General features: G+C 67.4%; 19 protein-coding genes and 2 pseudogenes. 11 read left to right on the forward strand and 10 right to left on the reverse strand.

Features of this window, described 5'->3' with window-relative positions; genetic code table 11:
• Window positions 1-20 precede the first annotated feature (20 nt).
• Together clsB and ACYVJ8_RS10795 are read left to right on the forward strand one after the other, a co-directional pair.
• On the forward strand, window positions 21-1,259 hold the full coding sequence (gene clsB, locus ACYVJ8_RS10790; RefSeq protein WP_460712204.1) for a cardiolipin synthase ClsB: 1,239 nt from the start codon (window positions 21-23) through the stop codon (window positions 1,257-1,259).
• The gene (locus tag ACYVJ8_RS10795; RefSeq protein ID WP_460712206.1) at window positions 1,256-2,209 is read left to right on the forward strand and encodes a lysylphosphatidylglycerol synthase transmembrane domain-containing protein; all 954 of its coding nucleotides are present in this window, start codon (window positions 1,256-1,258) and stop codon (window positions 2,207-2,209) included. Before clsB ends, ACYVJ8_RS10795 begins: the two co-directional genes overlap by 4 nt.
• Here the strand turns inward: ACYVJ8_RS10795 and ACYVJ8_RS10800 are convergent.
• From ACYVJ8_RS10800 to ACYVJ8_RS10815, 4 genes are read right to left on the reverse strand one after another with little or no spacing between them, the layout of a single operon-like run.
• Complete coding sequence (locus tag ACYVJ8_RS10800; protein WP_460712208.1) at window positions 2,206-2,592, reverse strand: DUF488 domain-containing protein; 387 nt, start codon at window positions 2,590-2,592, stop codon at window positions 2,206-2,208. The genes ACYVJ8_RS10795 and ACYVJ8_RS10800 overlap by 4 nt on opposite strands.
• A 12-nt stretch (window positions 2,593-2,604) precedes the next feature.
• Window positions 2,605-2,883 carry an acylphosphatase gene (locus ACYVJ8_RS10805; protein WP_460712210.1) on the reverse strand — a complete coding sequence of 93 codons (279 nt, stop codon included), beginning with the start codon at window positions 2,881-2,883 and terminating at the stop codon, window positions 2,605-2,607.
• 41 nt (window positions 2,884-2,924) lie between these two features.
• The gene (locus tag ACYVJ8_RS10810) at window positions 2,925-3,506 is read right to left on the reverse strand and encodes a TlpA family protein disulfide reductase (RefSeq protein ID WP_460712212.1); all 582 of its coding nucleotides are present in this window, start codon (window positions 3,504-3,506) and stop codon (window positions 2,925-2,927) included.
• Between the two features lie 4 nt (window positions 3,507-3,510).
• Window positions 3,511-4,779 carry a YihY family inner membrane protein gene (locus tag ACYVJ8_RS10815; RefSeq protein WP_460712214.1) on the reverse strand — a complete coding sequence of 423 codons (1,269 nt, stop codon included), beginning with the start codon at window positions 4,777-4,779 and terminating at the stop codon, window positions 3,511-3,513.
• Between the two features lie 122 nt (window positions 4,780-4,901).
• On the opposite strand from ACYVJ8_RS10815, the gene wrbA reads away from it, so the two are divergent.
• Genes wrbA through ACYVJ8_RS10830 form a run of 3 tightly spaced genes read left to right on the forward strand, consistent with a single transcriptional unit; the run spans window position 4,902 to window position 6,353 of the window.
• Window positions 4,902-5,492, forward strand: coding sequence for an NAD(P)H:quinone oxidoreductase (gene wrbA, locus ACYVJ8_RS10820; protein ID WP_460712216.1), 591 nt, complete (start codon window positions 4,902-4,904; stop codon window positions 5,490-5,492).
• Window positions 5,489-5,842, forward strand: coding sequence for a DUF2069 domain-containing protein (locus ACYVJ8_RS10825; protein ID WP_460712218.1), 354 nt, complete (start codon window positions 5,489-5,491; stop codon window positions 5,840-5,842). The genes wrbA and ACYVJ8_RS10825 overlap by 4 nt, the downstream gene beginning before the upstream one ends.
• A gap of 25 nt (window positions 5,843-5,867) precedes the next feature.
• Window positions 5,868-6,353, forward strand: coding sequence for an asparaginase domain-containing protein (locus ACYVJ8_RS10830; protein ID WP_460712220.1), 486 nt, complete (start codon window positions 5,868-5,870; stop codon window positions 6,351-6,353).
• A 610-nt stretch (window positions 6,354-6,963) separates the two neighbouring features.
• On the opposite strand, the gene ACYVJ8_RS10835 is transcribed toward ACYVJ8_RS10830, so the two are convergent.
• The 4 genes and pseudogenes from ACYVJ8_RS10835 to ACYVJ8_RS10850 all read right to left on the reverse strand — a co-directional run.
• Window positions 6,964-7,554 (reverse strand): proprotein convertase P-domain-containing protein, encoded by a 591-nt coding sequence (locus ACYVJ8_RS10835; protein ID WP_460712388.1) that lies wholly within the window; start codon window positions 7,552-7,554, stop codon window positions 6,964-6,966.
• 51 nt (window positions 7,555-7,605) lie between these two features.
• A pseudogene (locus ACYVJ8_RS10840) lies at window positions 7,606-9,249 on the reverse strand (S8 family serine peptidase); the annotation flags it as partial.
• Between the two features lie 340 nt (window positions 9,250-9,589).
• On the reverse strand, window positions 9,590-9,880 hold the full coding sequence (locus ACYVJ8_RS10845; RefSeq protein WP_460712390.1) for a proprotein convertase P-domain-containing protein: 291 nt from the start codon (window positions 9,878-9,880) through the stop codon (window positions 9,590-9,592).
• A 69-nt stretch (window positions 9,881-9,949) separates the two neighbouring features.
• Window positions 9,950-11,677 (reverse strand): annotated as a pseudogene (locus ACYVJ8_RS10850) (S8 family peptidase); the annotation flags it as partial.
• 924 nt (window positions 11,678-12,601) lie between these two features.
• On the opposite strand from ACYVJ8_RS10850, the gene ACYVJ8_RS10855 reads away from it, so the two are divergent.
• Complete coding sequence (locus ACYVJ8_RS10855) at window positions 12,602-15,493, forward strand: winged helix-turn-helix domain-containing protein (protein ID WP_460712222.1); 2,892 nt, start codon at window positions 12,602-12,604, stop codon at window positions 15,491-15,493.
• Window positions 15,494-15,533: 40 nt separating this feature from the next.
• Here ACYVJ8_RS10855 and sufT read toward each other — a convergent pair whose 3' ends face one another.
• Window positions 15,534-16,091, reverse strand: a complete 558-nt coding sequence (gene sufT / locus ACYVJ8_RS10860) for a putative Fe-S cluster assembly protein SufT (RefSeq protein WP_460712224.1) — start codon at window positions 16,089-16,091, stop codon at window positions 15,534-15,536.
• 167 nt (window positions 16,092-16,258) lie between these two features.
• On the opposite strand from sufT, the gene ACYVJ8_RS10865 reads away from it, so the two are divergent.
• The 5 genes from ACYVJ8_RS10865 (at window position 16,259) to ACYVJ8_RS10885 (ending at window position 19,382) form a co-directional block, all read left to right on the forward strand.
• Entirely contained in the window at window positions 16,259-16,699 is a 441-nt protein-coding gene (locus tag ACYVJ8_RS10865) for a hypothetical protein (RefSeq protein ID WP_460712226.1), read from the forward strand.
• 129 nt (window positions 16,700-16,828) lie between these two features.
• A complete protein-coding gene (locus ACYVJ8_RS10870) occupies window positions 16,829-17,347 on the forward strand; it encodes a hypothetical protein (RefSeq protein WP_460712228.1) in 519 nt (172 codons plus the stop codon).
• Entirely contained in the window at window positions 17,344-17,829 is a 486-nt protein-coding gene (locus ACYVJ8_RS10875) for a hypothetical protein (RefSeq protein WP_460712230.1), read from the forward strand. Before ACYVJ8_RS10870 ends, ACYVJ8_RS10875 begins: the two co-directional genes overlap by 4 nt.
• 37 nt (window positions 17,830-17,866) lie before the next feature.
• Window positions 17,867-18,349 (forward strand): hypothetical protein, encoded by a 483-nt coding sequence (locus tag ACYVJ8_RS10880; RefSeq protein WP_460712232.1) that lies wholly within the window; start codon window positions 17,867-17,869, stop codon window positions 18,347-18,349.
• Window positions 18,350-18,446: 97 nt separating this feature from the next.
• The gene (locus tag ACYVJ8_RS10885; RefSeq protein ID WP_460712234.1) at window positions 18,447-19,382 is read left to right on the forward strand and encodes a helix-turn-helix transcriptional regulator; all 936 of its coding nucleotides are present in this window, start codon (window positions 18,447-18,449) and stop codon (window positions 19,380-19,382) included.
• Here the strand turns inward: ACYVJ8_RS10885 and ACYVJ8_RS10890 are convergent.
• The gene (locus ACYVJ8_RS10890; protein WP_460712236.1) at window positions 19,309-19,704 is read right to left on the reverse strand and encodes a hypothetical protein; all 396 of its coding nucleotides are present in this window, start codon (window positions 19,702-19,704) and stop codon (window positions 19,309-19,311) included. The genes ACYVJ8_RS10885 and ACYVJ8_RS10890 overlap by 74 nt on opposite strands.
• Window positions 19,705-19,706 lie beyond the last annotated feature (2 nt).

A 19,706-nucleotide genomic window follows, 5' to 3' on the forward strand; every position in this document is an offset into this window, starting at 1 on the left:
ATGCTGACCGGGGCCAGACCATGAGGCACGCCAAGATCAGCGAGTTTCCCTGGCGTAGCGGCAACCGGGTGCGCCTGCTGGAGAACGGCGAGGAATTCTTCGCCGCCGCGTTCGCCGCGATCGATGCCGCGCAGCGCGAGATCCTCATCGAGACTTTCATCCTGTTCGAGGACAAGATCGGCCTGGAGCTGCACCGCCGCCTCGTCGCGGCCGCACGCCGCGGCGTACGCGTCGAACTCACCGTCGACGGCTTCGGCTCGCCGCATTTCTCCCCGGAATTCCTGGCCGAATTCGCGCAGGCGGGCGTGCGTATGCGCGTGTTCGACCCACATCCGCGTTGGCTGGGCATGCGCCTGCACGTGTTCCGCCGCATGCACCGCAAGCTGCTGGTCGCCGACGCGCGGGTCGCGATGGTAGGCGGCATTAACTTCTCGGCCGACCATGTGCTGGATTTCGGCCCGGAGGCGAAGCAGGACTACGCCGTGGAAATCGAAGGCCCCACGGTCGCCGACATCCACGGTTTCCTATGCGACGCCATCGCCTCCTCCTCCGGTACCGGCGAATCCTGGTGGCCTTCGCGCGATACGGCTACGGCCGAAGCGGCGGGCGCTGCCGACGCGATGTTCGTGCCGCGCGACAACCAGCGGCGCCGCGACAGTATCGAGCGCGAGTACCGGCGCGCGTTCCGCACGGCACGGCGCGAGATCCTTATCGCCAACGCTTACTTCTTTCCCGGCTATGGCTTCCTGCGCGATCTGCGCGACGCGGCCAAGCGTGGGGTCAAGGTGTCGCTGATCTTCCAGGGCGAGCCGGACATGCAGGTCGCGCTCGCCGCGGCGCGCACGCTGTACCGGCACCTGGTCGACGCCGGCGTGCGCGTCTACGAGTACTGCGAGCGCCCGTTCCACGGCAAGGTCGCGCTGGCGGACGATTGGGCGACCGTAGGTTCGAGCAACCTCGATCCGCTCAGCCTGTCGCTCAACCTGGAGGCGAACGTATTCGTTCGCGATCCGGCATTCGTCGCCGATCTGCGCGGGCGCCTGGAAGACCTGATGCGCAACCACTGCCAGGCGGTGGACGAGGCCTCGGTGCCCAAGGGCCATTTCTGGCAGGCGCTGACACGGCCGCTGCTGTTTCATTTTCTGCGCCGCTTCCCCGAGTGGGCCGGTTGGCTGCCGGCGCATGCGCCCCGGATGACGCTGGCGAAGCCGCCCGCCGATGCATCGAGCGGAACACCGCCATCGGGAGCGCCAGGATGAAGCCGCACCATCCCCTCGCGCGACGGCTGGGACGCATCGTCTGGTGGCTATTCCCGCTGGCGATACTGGCGTTGCTGGCACGTGCGGCGCGTGCGATCGACTGGCGCCACGTGTTCGGCGCGATGGCGGCCTACGACATCGCGATGCTGCTGATCGCGGCGGCGCTCACCGTCGCAAGCTATCTGGTCTACGCCGGTTACGAATTGGCCGCACGGTCCTATGCGCACCATGCGCTGTCGACGCGACGGGTGGTGCTGATCGCGGACGTCGCCTACGCGTTGGGCCTCAACATCGGCGCGTTGATCGGCGGCACCGGGTCGCGCTTCCGCCTGTATTCGCGCGCGGGCGTCGGCATTCCGGCCATCGCCCGCATCGTGTTCTTCACCGCGAGCGCCAACTGGCTGGGCTACTTGCTGCTCGCGGGAGTCGTCTTCGCCAGCGGCCGCATCGTGCTGCCGCTACGGTACGCCTCCACCGTGCATGTTCTGCCCTGGCTCGGCGTGGCGATGCTCGCCGCGGCGGCACTGTACGTCCTGGCCTGCCATTGGCTGCACGGACGCATGTTCCATCTGCGCGGTCATCACTTCCGCCTTCCCTCGGTGAAGATGGCGCTGGTGCAGTACGCGCTGGCGGTTACCAATTGGTCGCTGATGGCGGCGATCGTGTTCGTGCTGTTGCCCGCGCCCGCCGACTACCCGACCGTGCTCGGCGCGCTGCTGTTCTCCGCCGTGGCCTCGGCGCTGGTGCACGTGCCAGGCGGTGTGGGCGTGCTCGAAGCGATCTTCGTCGCCGCGTTCGCGGGGCGGATCCCGGCCGCATCGGTGCTCGCTGCACTGCTGGTGTACCGCGCCGTGTATTACCTGCTGCCGCTGGTCCTGGCTATCTGCGGCTATCTGTTGCTGGAGTCGCGCGGCCCGTCGCTCGCGCTTCCGACTGAACACTCTTCCTAGGCGATCTTCGCGCCCTGCGCCGCCAGCAACTCGCGCAGGATCGAACGGTGGCAGTGCGATTCGTCTTCGCAATAGCAGCCGACGGAAAAGTTGTTGTCCTGCGACAGCGCCGCCAGCAGCGCAATGCTGTGGCTGTTCTCCGGCGTCGCCATTTCGGCGCGGTATTTGCGCACGAAGGCGTTCCATTGCGTGGGCGTTTCCGCGGCCTGCGCCTGCTTCATGGTATCCAGGCTCGGCGCCAGATTGGGAAACCACACGTCGTACCAATTCTCTTCGGCGAACTTCGCCTTGGGTACGCCACGCGGCGGCCGCCGCACGGTGCCGATACGCAGGCCTTCGCCCTTCGCGCGCGCAGTGCCCAGACGAACGATGCGTACCGCCATGGCACTACTCCTTCAACGGATGTCGAAACCGTCCAGATCGTCCAGGCCGGGCTCTTCTCCGGCCTCGATGCGTTCGAGCTCGTCGACCTGCGCATGCGGCGGTCCGTAGTGCAGCCATTGCGCCAGCTCCTCGACGGCATCCTCGTCGCCGACCGCCAGCACCTCGACGCGCCCGTCCGCCAGATTGCGGACGAAGCCGCGCAATCGCAGCGCCACCGCGCGGTCGCGCGCGCTCGCTCGGAAAAACACACCCTGGACCTTGCCGCCTACGAGAAACCGCACCGCTTTCATGGCTGCCTCCTGACTTTGAAAGGCCCCGCCGTTGAAAAGTACTACCCGGCGCCGGGCTTGGGTCCGCCTGCCGCGGCGATGGCGCCTTCGATGTCGCCAGTCGTGATCGGGCCCATGAACTTCTTTACCAACTTCCCATCCGGTCCGATCAGATAGGACGTCGGCAATCCGCGCGGCGTCGCGAACGACTTGGGCGGATCGAAGGTATCGACGATCGCGATCGGGTAGACCACCGGATGGTCCTTGAGGAAGGCCTGGATGTCCTTGGGATCGGAGTCGTCGTACGCCAGTCCCAGCACTTCGATGTGTTCGCGCATCGCATCCAGCGCAGACAGGTCGGGCATCTCCTTGACGCAGGGCTTGCACCAGGTCGCCCAGAAATTGATCACGACCCACTTGCCGCGATGCGCGGACAGGTCGTACTGCGTTCCGTCGATGGTGGCCAGTTGCAGGGTCGGATACGCGGCATCGGCATTCGCCGGCTCCGCCGGCTTCTCCGGAGCTGCGGGCGGCGGCGGAGCGGGCGTCTCGGCGCGCTCCTGCGGTGCGGGCGCTTCGGTGCCGGGCTTGCACGCGGCAAGCAGCAAAGCGGCGATCAACAGTACGGGCAGACGCAAAGACATCGAATCAATACTCGTGGTCGGCGTGGATGGTGGAAACGCGGCGCTTGAGCAGATCGCGCAGCGGCAGGCGCAGCTCGTCGATCGCGGCGACCGCGGCGTGGCCGAGCGAATCCTCGCGGCACGGCAGGTGCGCTTCGGCGATGGGAATGCGCAACTGGCAGGCCTCGTAGAGTTCGGCCAGCGTCAGCTCGTCCAGATCGCGCGACAGCAGCCACTCGCCGTCCTCGGCGCGGCGCACGACGTTGATCTCGCACAGTTGCGCGAGCATCTGCTGCACCAGCGCGTCGGTCAGCATCGGCTCCATGCGCTGGATCTCGTCGCTGTGCAGGCCGCGGCCGCGCTTGCGCGCTTCGTTGAAACGGGCAAGCAGCCGGATCAGGCCATAGATCTCATAGCCCACGGGCAGACGCATGGCCGCGGGCTGGTAGCGGAAGGCCGAGATCGACGCGGCCAGCGAGGCGCCCAGCAGCACCGACACCCAGCTCATGTAGATCCACAACAGGAGAATGGGCGCGGCGGCCAGCGCGCCGTAGATCTTCGAGTAGGAGCCGAAGCTCGCCAGATAGATCCCCAACCCCCACTTCACTACCTCGAACGCCGCCGTCGCCAGCAGCGCGCCGGCGATGGCGTGCCGCCACTGGATCGTCCGGTGCGGCACGACCTTGTAGATCGCCGAGATCGCGACCAGCTCGATCGCCATCGGCGCCATGCGCAGCAGGAAGGCCTGCAGCATGCTGCCGGCCTCGGTCTGGAATACCGACATGGCGAAGAAGCGCGCCGAGATGGCGAGGCTGGCGGCGGCCATCAACGCGCCCAGGGTGAACACCGTCCAATACACCAGGAACCGCCCGACCTTGGGCCGCGGTGCCTTGACCCGCCAGATGCGGTTGAAGGCGCTTTCGATACCGTTGAGCGTGATCAGCAGGGACGCGATCAGGGCGATCACGCCGGTCGCGGTCAGCTCGCCCGCTTTCTCGGAGAATCCCTTGAGATAGCCTTCGACCGACTTGGCCGCGGACGGCACGAAGTTGGCGAAGATGTAATCGCTGAGCTGGTCGCTCCACACGCTGAAGACCGGAAACGCCGACAGCACGCCGAACACCACCATCGACAGCGGCACCAGGGCGAACACCGTGGTGTAGGACAGCGCGCCCGCCGTCTGGAACAGGCGATCGTCGAGGAAGCGCAGGGCCAGGAAGCGGAAGAAGGTCTTGGCCCGCGCGCGATCGCGCATGCGGTCCATCCAGCGATTGAGGGAATCGAGCGGCTCCATCGGCGGCAGGGTAACCGATGCGACGCCGAGGCCGCATGAGCCCCGTGGCCGCCATGGGCGAGCAATAGGCGAGCGCAGCGCGAGCGCGTACCCTTCCGCGTGTCTTCGCAGCGGAAGCCGCAATGCCCGAGATCCTGGTCCTCTATTACAGCCGCGGTGGTTCCGTGGCGCGATTGGCGCGGCTGGTCGCGCGCGGCGTCGAAGAAGTGGACGGCATGCGCGCGCGGCTGCGTTCGGTGCCGCCGGTGGCCGCGGTGACGCAACAGGCCGCGCCACCGGTACCGGAGGAAGGCGCGCCCTACGTCGACAGGCAGGACCTCGCCGAATGCGTCGGCCTGGCCATGGGCAGCCCCACCCGCTTCGGCAACATGGCCGCGCCGATGAAGCACTTCATCGATGGACTGGGCAGCGAATGGGCCAGCGGCACCCTGGTGGGCAAGGCGGCGGCGGTGTTCACCTCGACCTCGACCATGCACGGCGGCAATGAAGCGACGCTGCTGTCGATGCAGATTCCGTTGCTGCATCACGGCTGCGTTCTGGTCGGCATTCCCTACACCGAACCCGCCCTCAACACGACGCGCGGCGGCGGCACGCCCTATGGCGCCAGCCATGTCGCCGGCCTGCAGGACGATCCGCAGCCGAGCGAGGAAGAGGCCACGCTGGCGCGCGCGCTCGGCCGGCGCCTGGCAACGATCGCGGGGAGGTTGGCATGAGCGTTTTTCGAGGCCCCTGGTCGCGGCGTGTACTGATCGTCGCGCTGATCGTCCTGACCGGACTGTATCTGCTGTGGTTCGGCGCCCTGCCTTCGCCTTGGGCGGCGTTGATCGTCTTCGCGCTGCCGCCGGCCGCACTGGCTATGGCCGCACTGCGTGGCTGGCGCCAGGCTGGGTTCTGGGCCGCGGTTCTCTCGCTGGGCTGGTTCAGCCACGGGATCATGGTGGCGTGGACGCGCGCGCCGGAGCGGGTATTCGCGACGGCCGAAATCGTGCTGGCGTTGGTGGTGGTGTTGGCCGCGAGCATTCCGGGGATCCGGGCGCGGTTCGCTCGCCGCCCTCTACAATAAGCATCCCCATCGCACCACTAAGCCCATGGACCAGCTCTGCGTCGTCACCACCGGCGGCACGATCGACAAGATCTACTTCGACGACAAGTCCGACTACCAGATCGGCGAGCCGCAGATCGGCAGCATTCTGCGCGAGCTCGGGGTGGCGTTCGAATTCAGCGTGATCCCGATCATCCGCAAGGACTCGCTGCACATTACCGCCGAGGATCGCGAGCTGATCCGTGCGGCGATCGCGGCGCAGCCGGCGAAGCATGTGCTGGTGACCCACGGCACCGACACGATGGTGGAGACGGCCAAGGTGCTGGCATCGCTGAAGGACAAGACCATCGTGCTCACGGGCGCGCTGAGCCCGGCGCGGTTCCGTGGCTCGGATGCGGAGTTCAACGTCGGTTGCGCGGTCGGCGCGGTGCAGTCGCTGCCGCCGGGCGTGTACATCGCCATGAACGGTCGCGTGTGGGATCCGGCCAAGGTGCGCAAGAACGTGGCGGCGAATCGGTTCGAGGCTATTTGATCCAGCCGTCCTCCCTCGCCCCGCTTGCGGGGAGAGGGACAGCATCGCGCAGCGATGCAGGGTGAGGGGGCGTGGCTGTCGGCGGTTGCGCGATCCCGGCACGGGCAGTCGGCGCCGGTGGGCAGTCGCGACACGCCGTGAATCCATCCATGGAGGCTTGTCAGCGGCATCCATGCCGCTGACAGTTGCGCCTGCCCACCGGCACCGCCTGCCCTCCCATACATCTTGGGTGCGTTGGCAAAAAGCGAAAGCAACTCGCTGCGCTCGCTCCCCCTCATCTGCCCTTCGGGCATCTTCTCCCCGCACGCGGGGAGAAGAAGTGCGTGTGACCGAAGCGGCGAACTTCACGCTCGCGGTAAGCGCTGCCCGATGGGATGGGGGTGCGGAGAGCGGACCAGGATGGTCCGCGGCCCCGACTAAAGGCAGGGATGCCGTCCGGAGGGGCGGAGCACCCCCGTCCCGTCGGGTAGCGCGTCCCAACGAAGCCGACGCTTTACGCACCCCATCGGGTAGCGCGTCCTGCCGAAGCCAGCCTGACCAGCCGCTGGGATGACAAAAAAAAGACCCCGGCCGAAGCCGGGGCTTTTTGCTCACCGCTTCGACAACACCATCAGAACGTGATGCTCCAGCTATTGATATAGCCAGTATCCGCCGCCGCATTGTCGTTGACGCGCAACTTCCAGGTGCCGTTCAAGGCTTCGGTCGACAGGTTCACGTTGTAGGTCTGGTTGATGTTGTCGGCGCTGCCGCCGGTGTGGTTGTGCAGCGTGTACACCGAACCGTCCGGCGCCACCAGATCGACCTTCAGGTCGCCGATGTAGGTGTGGACGATGTTCACCGCCACCGGCGTGCTCGCCGGCGCGTTGCCCGTGCGTCCGGACACCGTGATCGGGCTTTCGACCGTCGCGTTGTCGCTGATCGTGTAGTCCGTGGTGTTGGTGTAGGTCTGCCCACCTCCGCCGGTGGTGTAGCTGCCGGTCAGCGTCACGCCCGAATACGCGGTGTAGCCGCGCAGCATCACGTGATACGTGCCGGCCTGTGCCGTGGCGATGTTGCAGGTCTCGTTGTTGCCGCTCAGATACGGACGGCAGTCGTACGTGGTCGTCGTCGGTGCGGAGCCGAAGCGCACGTACATGTCGGCATCGCCGGTGCCGCCGGCGATGGTGAACTTCAAGCCGCTCGCGCCGGCCGGAACGCTCATCGTCCAGAACTGCTGGCTACCCGAAGCGCCACTGATGCCCGATACCGGCACGCCGTTCTGCAACACGGTGCCGCCAGAGCTCACCGTGACCGACTGCGTGCGCGTATTCATCGCGCCGCCGTTGTCGGTGACGGTCAACGTCACGGTATAGGTGCCGGCCGCCGCATAGGTGTGGCTGGGGTTGGCCGCGGTCGAAGTGCCTCCGTCGCCGAAGTTCCAACTGCGCGAGGCGATGCTGCCGTCGCTGTCGGTGGAGGTGTCGGTGAAGTTGGCGGTCAGCCCGCTGGTGGTGAAGCTGAAGTTGGCCGTCGGCGGTACGTTACCGCCACCGCCGCCGGCCGCGTCGACGACGGCCTTGGCGTCGAGGATGCCGGGGCCGATCGGCTGACTGGGCGAAACCGGGAACGGACGGAAGTTCGCCTTGATCAGGCTCTCCACCTGCGCCGGCGTCTTCGGCGTCGCCGACACCGATTGCAGTAGCGCGATCACGCCCGCCACGTGCGGCGTCGCCATCGAGGTGCCGCTGTAGGTCGCGTAGCTTTCCGCGCCTGGCGTGGTGGTGCCGGCGTTCAAGGTCGACACGATCGAGGAGCCCGGTGCGGCGATGTCGATCAGCGAACCGTAGTTGGAGAACGACGAGCGCGCACCGGTACTCGTCACCGAAGCCACCGCGATCACATTGGCGCAGTTGGCCGGCGTGAAGCCGGACGTGTCGGCATTGCTGTTGCCGGCGGCGATCGCCAGCGTGGTGCCGCGACCGACTGCGCCGTTGATCGCCGACTGCATGGTCGCGCTGCACGAGCCGCTGCCGCCGAGACTGAGATTGATCACTTCGGCCGGCGTCGTATTGTTGGGAATGCCGGTAACCGTGCCGCCGGAGGCCCAGATGATCGCGTCGGCGATGTCGGAGATGCTGCCGCCGCACTTGCCGAGCACGCGCACCGGCTGCACCTTGGCGTTGAACGCGACACCGGCCACGCCGACGCCGTTGTTGGTCAATGCCGCAACGGTGCCCGCGACGTGAGTGCCGTGCCAACTGGAGTTGGCGCCGGTGAGCTGGCCGCATTCGCCCGCGGCGTACCAGTCGCCCTGGTCGGCGGGATTGGAATCGCGCCCGTTGCCGTCGCGCGCGGCGGTGGCGTCGCTGACGAAGTCGTAACCGGCGATGACGTTCGCATTGAGTTCGCTGTGGCTGGTGATGCCGGTATCGAGCACCGCGACGACCACGCCGGTACCCGTGGCCGAATCCCAGGCTTCGTTGGCGCGGATGCCGGCATCGGCGTCCTGGTAACCCCACTGCTGCGGATATTGCGGATCGTTGGGCGTCAGCACCGCCTGCAGCAGGCGGTCGACTTCGACGTATTCGACGTTTGGATCGGCAGCCAGTTGCCGCATCAGGTTCTCCGCTTCGACGCGATCCAGCTTCTTGCCGGCGCGCACCACATCGGCGCCGACGGCGAGTCGGCGCAAGTGCGACAGTCCGAGGCCCATGCTGCCGCCCAGGGCACGCGCGGTGTTGTCGAGCGAGCGCTGGACATTGGCGGCGTTCGTGCGCGGGCCGCTGCCATCTTTGTACTTCACGATGAATTGATCGAAGCGTTCGGCGGTCTGCAGACCACTGGCGTCGACGCGTCCTGCAGCGAATGCCGACGTGCTGGCGAGCGCCAACACGGTGGCGACAGCAAGCGCATGCATGCGTACTGAGTGCTTGTTCACGATTTACCCCCGAGCAGTGAGTGGTGGCCGCGTCGCGGCCGCAGGTCCATTGCATGTCCGACGGACGCGAGCGCCGCCGTCGCTGCGGCGGGATCGTGTGCGTGCGGGATCGCGGCGGGCCCAGCGTCGCGATGGCGCGAAACTAAGACGTGCGACCGTTGTGACGTGTGAAAGTCCGCTCGCTGGTCGCTGCGGCCACCGTGGGGCGGCGATACGGTCATCCGGCGGCGCCAACTGCTGCTGCGATGCAGCAGCGCACAAAAAGAAACCCCGGCCGAAGCCGGGGTTTCCAGGTAGCGCGTTCGGAAAGCTCAGGCGATCAGAACGTGATGCTCCAGCTGTTGATGTAGCCGGTGTCGCCCGCGGCGTTGTCGTTCACGCGCAGCTTCCACGTGCCGTTCAGCGCTTCGGTCGTCAGGTTGACCGTGTAGGTCTGGTTGATGTTGTCGGTGCTGGTGCCGGTGTGGTTGTGCAGCGTGTAGATCGAACCATCCGGAGCCACCAGGTCGACCTTCAGGTCGCCGATGTAGGTGTGCACGATGTTCACCGCGACCTGGGTGCTGCTCAGGCCGTTGCCGGTGCGACCGGACACCGTGATCGGGCTGTCCACGGTCGTGTTGTCGCTGATCGTGTAGTCGCTCGTGTTGGTGTAGGTCTGGGTACCGCCGCCGCCCGTGGTGTAGTCGCCGACCAGGCTGACGCCCGAGAAGGTCGAGTACGCCTTCAGGTTGACGTAGTAGGTACCGGCCGACGGCGCGGCGAAGGTGCAGGTCTCGGCATTGCCGGTCAGATACGGACGGCAGTCGTACACGGTGTCGGTCGGCTCGCTGCCGAACTTCACGTACATGTCCGCATCACCCGTGCCGCCGGAAGTGGTGAAGGTCAGGTTGGTCGCGCCGGCCGGCACCACCATCGTGTACTTCACATAGGCGCCGGCCGCAGCCGACAGGCCGGTCGCGGCGACGCCCTTGGTCAGCGTCCCGGCGCCACCACCGCCGCCACCGTTGGTCGCGTCGACGACGGCCTTGGCGTTGAGGATGCCAGCGCCGATCGGCTGCGACGGGGTCGACGGGAACGCGGTGACGTTGGCCTTGATCAGCGCTTCGACTTGAGCCGGGGTCTTCGGCGTGGTCGCCACGGCCTGGATCAGGGCGATGACGCCGGCGACGTGCGGGGTCGCCATCGAGGTGCCGCTGTAGTTGACGTAGGTCTCAGCGCCCGGCGTGGTCGTACCGGCGTTCATCGTCGACATGATGGTCGAGCCCGGTGCCGCGATGTCCACGCCGGCGCCGTAGTTGGAGAAGCTCGAACGCGCACCGGTGCTGGTGATCGAACCCACCGCGATCACATTGGCGCAGTTGGCCGGCGAGGCATTGGACACGTTGGTGTTGTCGTTGCCGGCGGCGATGGCCAGCGTGGTGCCACGCGACACCGCGCTGTTGATCGCGGCCTGCGTGGTGGAGCTGCACGCGCCGGTGCCGCCGAGGCTCAGGTTGATCACTTCGGCCGGGTTGGCATTGGCCGGAACGCCGGTGACGGTGCCGCCGGAGGCCCAGATCATCGCGTCGGCGATGTCGGAGTCGTAGCCGCCGCAGGTACCCAGCACGCGCGCCGGGACGATCTTGGCGCCGTAGGCGACGCCGGCAACGCCCTTGGCGTTGTTGGTCACCGCGGCGATCGTGCCGGCGACGTGGGTGCCGTGCCAGCTGGAGTTGGATGCCTGCGAACCGGTGCCGCACTGGCCGGCCGTGGTCCAGTCGCCCGGATCGCTCGGATCGCTGTCGCGGCCGTTGCCGTCGTTCGACACGGTGGTGTCGACGATGAAGTCATAGCCCGGGAGGATGTTGGCGTTGAGGTCGCTGTGGTTGGTGATGCCGGTGTCGAGCACCGCCACGACGCTGCCGGCGCCGTTGGTCACGTCCCAGGCCTGGTTGGCCTTGATGCCGTAGGTACCCGAATAGCCCCACTGCTGGCTGTAGTTGGTGTCGTTCGGGGTCAGGTAGGGCTTGTTGAGCTTGTCGAGTTCGACGTATTCGACGTTCGGGTCGGCGGCGATCTCGCGCATCAGGCTCTCGGCCTCGGCGCGATCGAGCTTGCGGTCGGCCTTGACCACGTCGGCACCGAGCGACATGCGGCGCAGATGGCCGAGAGCGAGACCCTTGCCGGCGACGCCAGCCTTGGTGGCGCGCACCAGCGCGGCCTTGGCCTGGGCGGTGTCGGCGCGTTCGGCGGTGCCTTCGCGGTATTTGACGATGAAGCGGTCGTACTGGGCGCCGGATTCGAGACCGGACAGGTTCAGGCGCTCGGCGGCGAAGGCCGGAGCGGCCAGGGCGGACATACCGGAAATGGCGACTGCCGTGGCGGCAGCCAGCGCATGCAGGCGCATGCGGCGGTGGGATACGGACATCAGGTAATTCCCTCTCTCTGTTGTGGATGCCCCCGCGAGCCGTGGCGGATCGCGACAGGGCACTGATGAAGCACGTGGTGCTGCGAACGGCACGACCGTCGCTCCGTGCGTGGTCGTGTGCTGCGAAGCTCACCCCGCCTTCCGTGGCAGGGAACCAACCACTACTGCACTCATTCACCCGTCTCGGCGTCCGCGGCTCCTCTGTGGCGGTTCGCGATCCCCATCGCTTACCCGCACCGCAGTAGCGCTGAAACGGTTCAGCTCACGGCCCGCACCAGGTGCGCGGAGCCGTCCCCCTTCGAAGCCCCTGGCTCGCGCCAGTGGCATGGCCTCGTCCTGAGGCGCGCGTCCCTGCCGGACATCCCGTCCTCGATCCGCCGAGCGGATTCCTCAATCGATAGATTTGCCGGCCCGCGCGGCGCAACACCATGAGGACGATTCCCTATGGCGCGCGCGATTGGCGCTCTTGGCGGACCAGCTGATTCGGTTACGACGCATCAACGAAGTACGGCAACGACCTCCTTCTGGATGGACTGCGGCCGCGGAGGCCCCTATCCATCCGCCGGTCTTCGGTCGCGGCGCGTGGGCGCCAGGGAGGCCAGGACTACCCCCCGGCCCCCGGACGGATGTCCGGGGGCGGGGGTTGCCGATCGGTGGGCCTCCGTTCGACCCCCCGATAAGAGGGGGTGGGCCCGCATTGAGACCTTGTAGTTCGGCTCAAAAAAATCTCAAATCGACCCTTTCCACCCTGCCGACGCGCACTTTTAACGATTTGGTAACAGTAGACGCTCTTGAACGTGGTCCGGCGGCCAAGCCGGCCACGAACTATTTGCCGTTGTTGGCGGCAATTGTGCTGCGACGCAACAAGCACGCGCGCACCACGACGGTAGGATTCGCCCTCCGGCGGGTTCGAGAATCGACGTCTTGACTGATCCCACACAGCATCCTTGGCCCGTAGGGACGCGGCGCCTCAAGGTGCATGACGTCCTGATCGACCTGCGCTACCGCCGGGTGATCCGTCCCGACCAGGAGGCCGAACTGCCGCAGCGCATGTTCGACCTGCTGCTCGTGTTCCTGGCCGAACCGCAGGTCCTGCACACGCGCGCGGAGCTGTTCTCGCGCGTCTGGCCGGGTGTGATCGTCGAAGACGCGAACCTGTCCCAGAGCGTATGGATGCTGCGCAAGGCGCTGGGTGAAGCGCGCAAGCACTGGATCCGTACCGTCGCCAAGAGCGGCTATGTCTTCGAACCGCCGGGGCCGGTGGAACCGGTGGACGATGCCCCGGCAGCCGCGGCGCCTGCCGCCCCGACTACGCCGACCGCGGTACCCGACGGCGACGCTATTAATAAGGAATCGCCTGCCGAGGCTGGGGCGAGCCCCCCTGCAGCCGCCCCAGCGGCCGAAGCGAAGGCGACGACCCGGCCGCGTTCGCGTCGCTGGCGCTGGATCGCCGCAGCGGCGCTCGCCTTCGTCCTGCTCGGCGCCGCGACCTGGTGGCTGCGCAGGCCCTCGAAGGGCGACGCACCGCCCGAAGCGCTCGCCATCGCCCTCATCGATGTCGAAGACAAGGCCGCTCCGGAAGATTCGCGCTGGCCGGTGACCCTGCTGCACGCCTGGCTCGGCTGGAAGCTCGACAACCTGCCTGAGGTGACCCTGCTGACCGAGGCGCATCTGGCCGCGGATTCGGAAGGCCGTTCACCGCGAATCGTGTTCCTGAGTTCCGGCACCGATCCGGTCGATCCCGGCCAAGTCTTCCTGCGTGCGCGCTACGACGCTGGCGGCCGCGAGCAGCGGCTGGAGAAGAAGGGCCCGCGCGCGCGACTTCCGGCGATGGCCGACGAGCTTTCGCGCGAATTGCTTGCGCAGCTGGTGCCGGAACGTGCGAGCGAGCGCTGGCCGGCACTGGCGATCGACACCGCCACCGCAAAACGCTACGCGGAAGGCGTGGATGCCCTGGAGCGGCGCGACTGGGCCGGCAGTAACCGCATCCTGCAGGAGGTCGTCGAGCGCGCACCTCGCTTCGGACTCGCCCGTTTTCAGTACGGCTATGTGCTGACTCGCCTGTCGCGCGCCGCGCCTGCCATCCAGGAAACGGAAGCGGCCATCACCCTGCTCAAGCCGGTGCCCGACGATGTCGCCGCGGTGCTCCATGCCGAGCTGCTTTCGCGCGATCCGCAGAAGGCAGCGGACGCCGCCAAGGCCTATGGCGAGCTGGCCGCACGCCATCCGGAAAAGAGCGTCTACGTGCTCGACCAGGCCAACATGCTGGTCAACGCCGCGCAACCCGAGCAGGCCGTGCCGTTGTTGAACCAGCCGCACTGGAGCCGCACCTCCGTCGGCACCCAGCTGCGCCAGCGCCTCAACCTGGCTTCGGCCTATCTGTCGCTCGGCGATGCGGTGCAGGCGCGCAAGCAGGCCCAGGTCGCACAGCACATCGCGCGCGAGGCCGGCAAAGGCTGGGAACAGGAAAGCGGCGAAGCCTTGCTGCTGATCGCCCAGGCCGACAACTACCAGTACGAGGAAAAGGCGGACCTGACGCCTTACGTCGAAGCCGCGAAGCAGTTCGAGATCGCCGGCGACGACATGGCCGCGCTGTATGCGCGCTTCCTCGCCGAGAGCAACAAGCCGGAGCACGCCAACGAAGCCGACCTGGACGCGCTGCTCGTGCAGGCGCGTGAGCGCGGCTACCGCAGGCTCGAAGTCGACATGCTGCGGCTGGATGCGTTCCGCCACTACAGCCTGGGCGATCTCACCACCTATCGCGCACGGCTGGAACAGGCACTGGCAACCGCGCTCACGGCCGGCGACACCTTCGAGCAACAGATCCTCGAGTTGTATCTGTTGAACGAAGACTTCATGCGCGGGCGCTACGAAGTCGCGGAACGTCGCCTCGCCAGCCTGCGCAAGGGCAGCCTGCAGGGCGACGGCGCGATCGTGGTCGCGCAGTTCGACGCGATCCTCACCGCCAATCGCGGCGATTACGCCGGGGCCGAAGCGATCCTCGGCGCTGCCGAAGCGCGCGACCGCAAGGTCAACCCGGCGCAGGAGCAGTCCACGGCTTCCTCGCGCCTGGCCTGCATGCGCGCCGATCTGGGCCTGGCGCGCGGCGACATGGATCGCGCCCGCGCACTGTGGAAAGCCTGCGACGCCCTGCAGCAGCCGTCGACGCGGCTGCAGGCGCTGATCGGCAATGCCGCCATCGACATCCTCGCCGGCGATCGCAGCAGCGGGACGAAGAGCCTGCAGGACGCGCGCAAGGAAGTGGAGAGCCAGGAGGACGGCCCCGATCGCTGGCTCAACGAACTATGGATCGCCGCGCAGCTGACGCGTGCGGGCGATCTCGACGACGCCGAACGCATGAATCAGCGCGTGCTGCCGATGTCGGTGCGCACCGGCTACGAATGGATCCGCGCGATGGCCGAAGCCGGGCTGGCGGAAAACGCCGCCATGCGCGGCGACTGGACGGCCGTCGACCAGCATCTGCGCATCGCGCGGCAGCTGCGCGGTTCGGCCCTGTGGACGGTGCGCTACCGGCTCGACGTGGTGAGCGCGGTCAGTGCGATGAAACAGGGCGACGGCAAGCGTGCACTCGAAATCGTGGCTGCGACGCATGCCGAGGCGCAGCGCCATGGCGACGTGGTCGCGCAGATGGAATTGCAGAGCCTGTTACCCGCGGGCGTGACCGTGGGCGAATGCGATGCGCGTTGCCGCGCCGGCATGGTCGCGCGTACCGGCCTGCGCGGCGCGACGCTGGATTGGCTGACGGTGCCGGCGAAGATCGATACGCAGGTGCTGGCGCAGCACGAGATCCGCTAGCTACCTCTTCTCCCCGCCTGCGGGGAGAAGATGTAAGGCCTTACAGCATCCCCGTTTCCAGCCGCGCCACTTCCGACATCATGTTGCGCGTCCACGGCGGGTCGAACACCAGTTCGACATCGGCCTCGGCGACGGTCGGAATCATTTCCAGCTTGTCTTGCACGTCCGCGACCAGGATGTCGCCCATGCCGCAGGCAGGCGCGGTCAGGGTCATGCGGATTTCGACCAGGCGCTCGCCGGGCTTTTCCGGGTGCGGCTTGACGCTCGCTTCGTAGACCAGGCCGAGGTCGACCACGTTGATCGGGATTTCCGGATCGAAGCAGGTGCGCAGCTGGCGCCACACCAGCTGCTCGACCGCTTCGTCGTCGGCATCCGCGGGCAGCTCCAGCGGTTCCGGCGGTTCCTTGCCGATCGCATCGGCGTCCACCCCGGCGATGCGGAAGAGATTGCCTTCGACGAACACGGTCCAACTGCCGCCCAACGCCTGGGTGATGTAGCCGACGCTGCCGGCGGGCAGCGTCACTTTCTCGCCCTGGGGGACGAGGACGGCGGCGCAATCGCGCTCGAAGCGGACGGGTTCGCTGCTGCGGGAATACATGGTCGAAAGATCGGGGCGCGCGGCCTGCGGTACAAGGCAGTCAATTTTACGGGCTGCGCGGGTCCAGCGCCTGTCTTCGCATGCGTGCCGCATGGATGCTGCGTTGCGCACAGCCAACGATCGGCCTACGCAGCCCACACCGCGCAGCGGCTATCCTTGCCGCCTTCATGCCTCCCGCCAGCCCCGACACCTCCCCTGCCGGCTCCGCCCATTGGCTGACGTGGTCCTACCGGCTATTGCTGCTGCTGGGTGCCTGCGTCGGCTTCGCCGTGATCTGGGTCGTGCTGGCCTGGTCGAACGATAGCCAATGCGGATGGATGGCCGTGCTCGGCGCCCTCGACATGGCCTGGATCCTCCGCCTCTCGGGCTGGCGTCCAGGGATAGCGCGTTCGCTCGTGGGCGTGGCCGGGACCGCACTGATCGTGGTTCTCGCCAACTGGGGCATCATCGCGGTGCACCTGGGCGAAGCGATGGGCTTCGATCCGCTCGACTCGGCCCTGCGCCTGGGCCCGCATCACGCCTGGCAGCTTGCGCAGCTGGCCAACGGCAGCACCGACCTGGCCATGATCGCGGCGGGACTGGTCCTCGCGGCCATCGCCTCGCGCTGACGCGTTCATCGCCGCAATTGGCTTCTTCGAGCAGCATGCCAATTGGTGTGCTCGCCAGCGCGGCCGTAACGCAGGATGCTTGAGCAAGCGACGGTGCGGCCGGCATGTGCCCGGCCAGGGAGAGACCTCATGCATGCAAGCGCATCGCTGTTCCGGACCGCCGGCGGCACGCACGCCGGTGCCATCGCGTGGTCCACGGTGCTGTACGGCGGCGTCGCCATCGCGGCGACGGATTTCCTCTACTGCCTGCTGTACTGGGTGCCGCAGGGCGTGTCGCCCCTGCGCCTGTGGCAGGGCATCGCCGCCGGAGCGCTGGGCCGCGCGGCGTTCCATGACGGCGTGGCCTCGGCCCTGCTCGGCGCCGGCTTTCAATGGCTGATCGGTTCCGCTTTCGTGTTCGCGTACGCGCTGGCCGCGCTGTGGCGGCCGCGACTGCAGCTATCCATCAACGCCCACGGCGTCGGCTACGGCCTGTTCCTTTATGCGGTGATGAACGGTGTCGTCGTGCCACTTTCGGCCGCGCCGCACCCGGCGCATCCGCAGGTCGCGTGGATGCTCATCAGCGTGCCGATGTTCGCCGTCTTCGGCGTGATCGCGGCGCGCTTCGCCGTACATGCACTGCAACCGGGGACGCGCAACGTCGAATGAGCACCGTCATCGCCCTGCCGCAGCGGCGGCCGATCTGGTTCTACGTAGTCGCCGGCGGCATCGCGCTGGCGACGCTGGATCTGATTTTCGCCTTCACCTTCTGGGGAGCGCTGCGCGGCGTATCACCTTTGCGCATCCTGCAATCGATCGCATCCGGGCTGCAGGGCAAGGCGGCGTTCGAAGGCGGCGGTGCGAGTGCGCTGCTGGGACTGGCCTGCCACTACTTCATTGCCCTGATGATGGTGCTGGCCTACACCCTGGTCAGCGCGCACGTCCGCATGCTGCGGCGGCGCCCGGTCGTCAATGGCCTGCTCTACGGCCTGTTGCTCTACGGGCTGATGAGCTACGTCGTGGTGCCGCTCTCCAACGCGCCGCAGCCAACAAACGCCTATCCTCCTTGGGTAGCCGCCAGCATCATCATGCACGCCGTTTTTGGCGTGATCTGCGCCTGGTCCGCGCACTTGGCGTACCGGGGCCGCTGAGACGTCGCGCGGCATTTCCTTCCACCCGGAGTGCCCGATGTCCACCTTCGAATCGCCGCGCGCGCGCTCGGCCGCAGTGCAAGTCCTGGCCGGCGGGATCACGCTCGCCACGCTCGACCTGATCTATGCCTGCTCGATCTGGGCCTGGCTGCGCCATGTATCGCCGATGCGCTTGCTGCAGTTCATCGCCTCCGGTGCGCTCGGCAAGGCGGCGTTCGAAGGCGGTATCGCCACCGCGCTGGCCGGTGCCGGCTTCCACTATGGAATCGCCATCGTCATGGTGCTGACCTACTACCTGGTCAGCACGCGCCTTCGCTTCCTGGTCGAACACCCGGTCCGCTACGGCCTGCCCTACGGCCTGCTGCTGTGGGGCGTGATGACCTACGTCGTCGTGCCGCTGTCGCGTGCGGAGCCCTCGGCGCACCCGTTGATGCTCGCCTTCGTCACCAACTTCCTGATGCACCTGCTGTTCGGCGTGATCTGCGCCTGGTTCGCGCGGCGCGCGCACGGTGTGCGCTGATTGGCAATTGGTCCGCTTCGAATCGAGGGCAACTGGTGCGCACCGGCCGCGATGCCGGTACTAGCCTGAACGCGTCGACCAAACACCGGAGGCGGCGTTGAGACTGGAGCCAATCCCGCTACGGCCGGGCGCGCACTTCGATGCGGCGATCGCGCGCGAATTTCCGCACGACGCCCTGCATCTGTTCCGCCTCGACAGCCGCGGCACCAGCGTCTGCCTGCCCGCGGGCTGGTGGTCGCTGTGGATCGTGCTGCATGGCGAGTTGCAGTTGGAATCGGCGTCGGGCGCGTGGCGGTTGCGCGCTGGACTGCTGATCGCGAACGAGGGGCGCCTGCGCGCCACCTGTGTCGCACCGACGCTCACGCTCGCATTGGCCGGACCGCCGGCGCTCTGGCGGGAGCTGCTGGCGCGACAGGGCGCGGCCAGCGAACTGCTGGTCCGGCAGGGCGCTTGCCCCAAGCCGCTGCGTCGAATGCTGGTACGCCTTGCCCGCGCCCTGCGCGACGGCGCGGAGATCGACGGCAATGACGGTCTTGTCGCCGCGCTCGGCCGCTGTCTGATCGAACAACAGCGCGACCTGCTGGAACTGGCTACGCGCTGCAGCGGCCGCACGCCGCAACGGCGCCTACAAACTTTGCAGCGATTGCTGCGCGTGCACCAACTGATCGAACGCGGCAACGATCCGCGCCTGGACCTGGCCCGCCTCGCGCGCGAGGCCAGCTACTCGCCCTGGCATCTGATCAGGATGTACCACGACGTCTTCGCCGAAACCCCCAGCGAACACGTTGCACGCCTGCGTTTGGCGCGCGCCTGGTCGCTGGTGCGCGAGAGCACGCTGCCGGTGTGCGAGATCACGCACACGCTCGGCTTCGAAAGCCAGAGCGCGTTCTGTCGTGCCTTCAAGAGTGCGTACGGACTCACCACGACGCAGGTACGGCATCTACCCGCCGGCGGTCAGCTCACCCCGCGTCCGGCGCATGCGCGGCCGCGGCAGCGCCGCGCGCCAAAGCGGCAGAGCGTTCTGCCGCGGTAGCGTTGCGCACCAGCCCGAACATCGCCAGCAGCCACAGCGGCAATACGAACCAGGGGCTATGGGTGAACGCCGCCAACGCCGCGTCCGAGCCCTTCCAGTAGAGCAGTGCGACCAGGGCGAGAAAGCCCGCCATCGCGAACAGCAGGAACCGCCCCGCGCGGGACCCTGCCCACGGCAGCCCCGGCGCCACCAGCAACGCGCAAATCAGCGGCAGCAGCGTTTCGCCCAGCCCGGGCGTCCTGGCCAGGTGCGAATACCCCCACACCGACACGAGCGTGGTCGCGACCACCAGCCTCAGGTTGCGCAGCACATCGGCTTTCATGC

The organism is Lysobacter terrae, assembly GCF_054782215.1.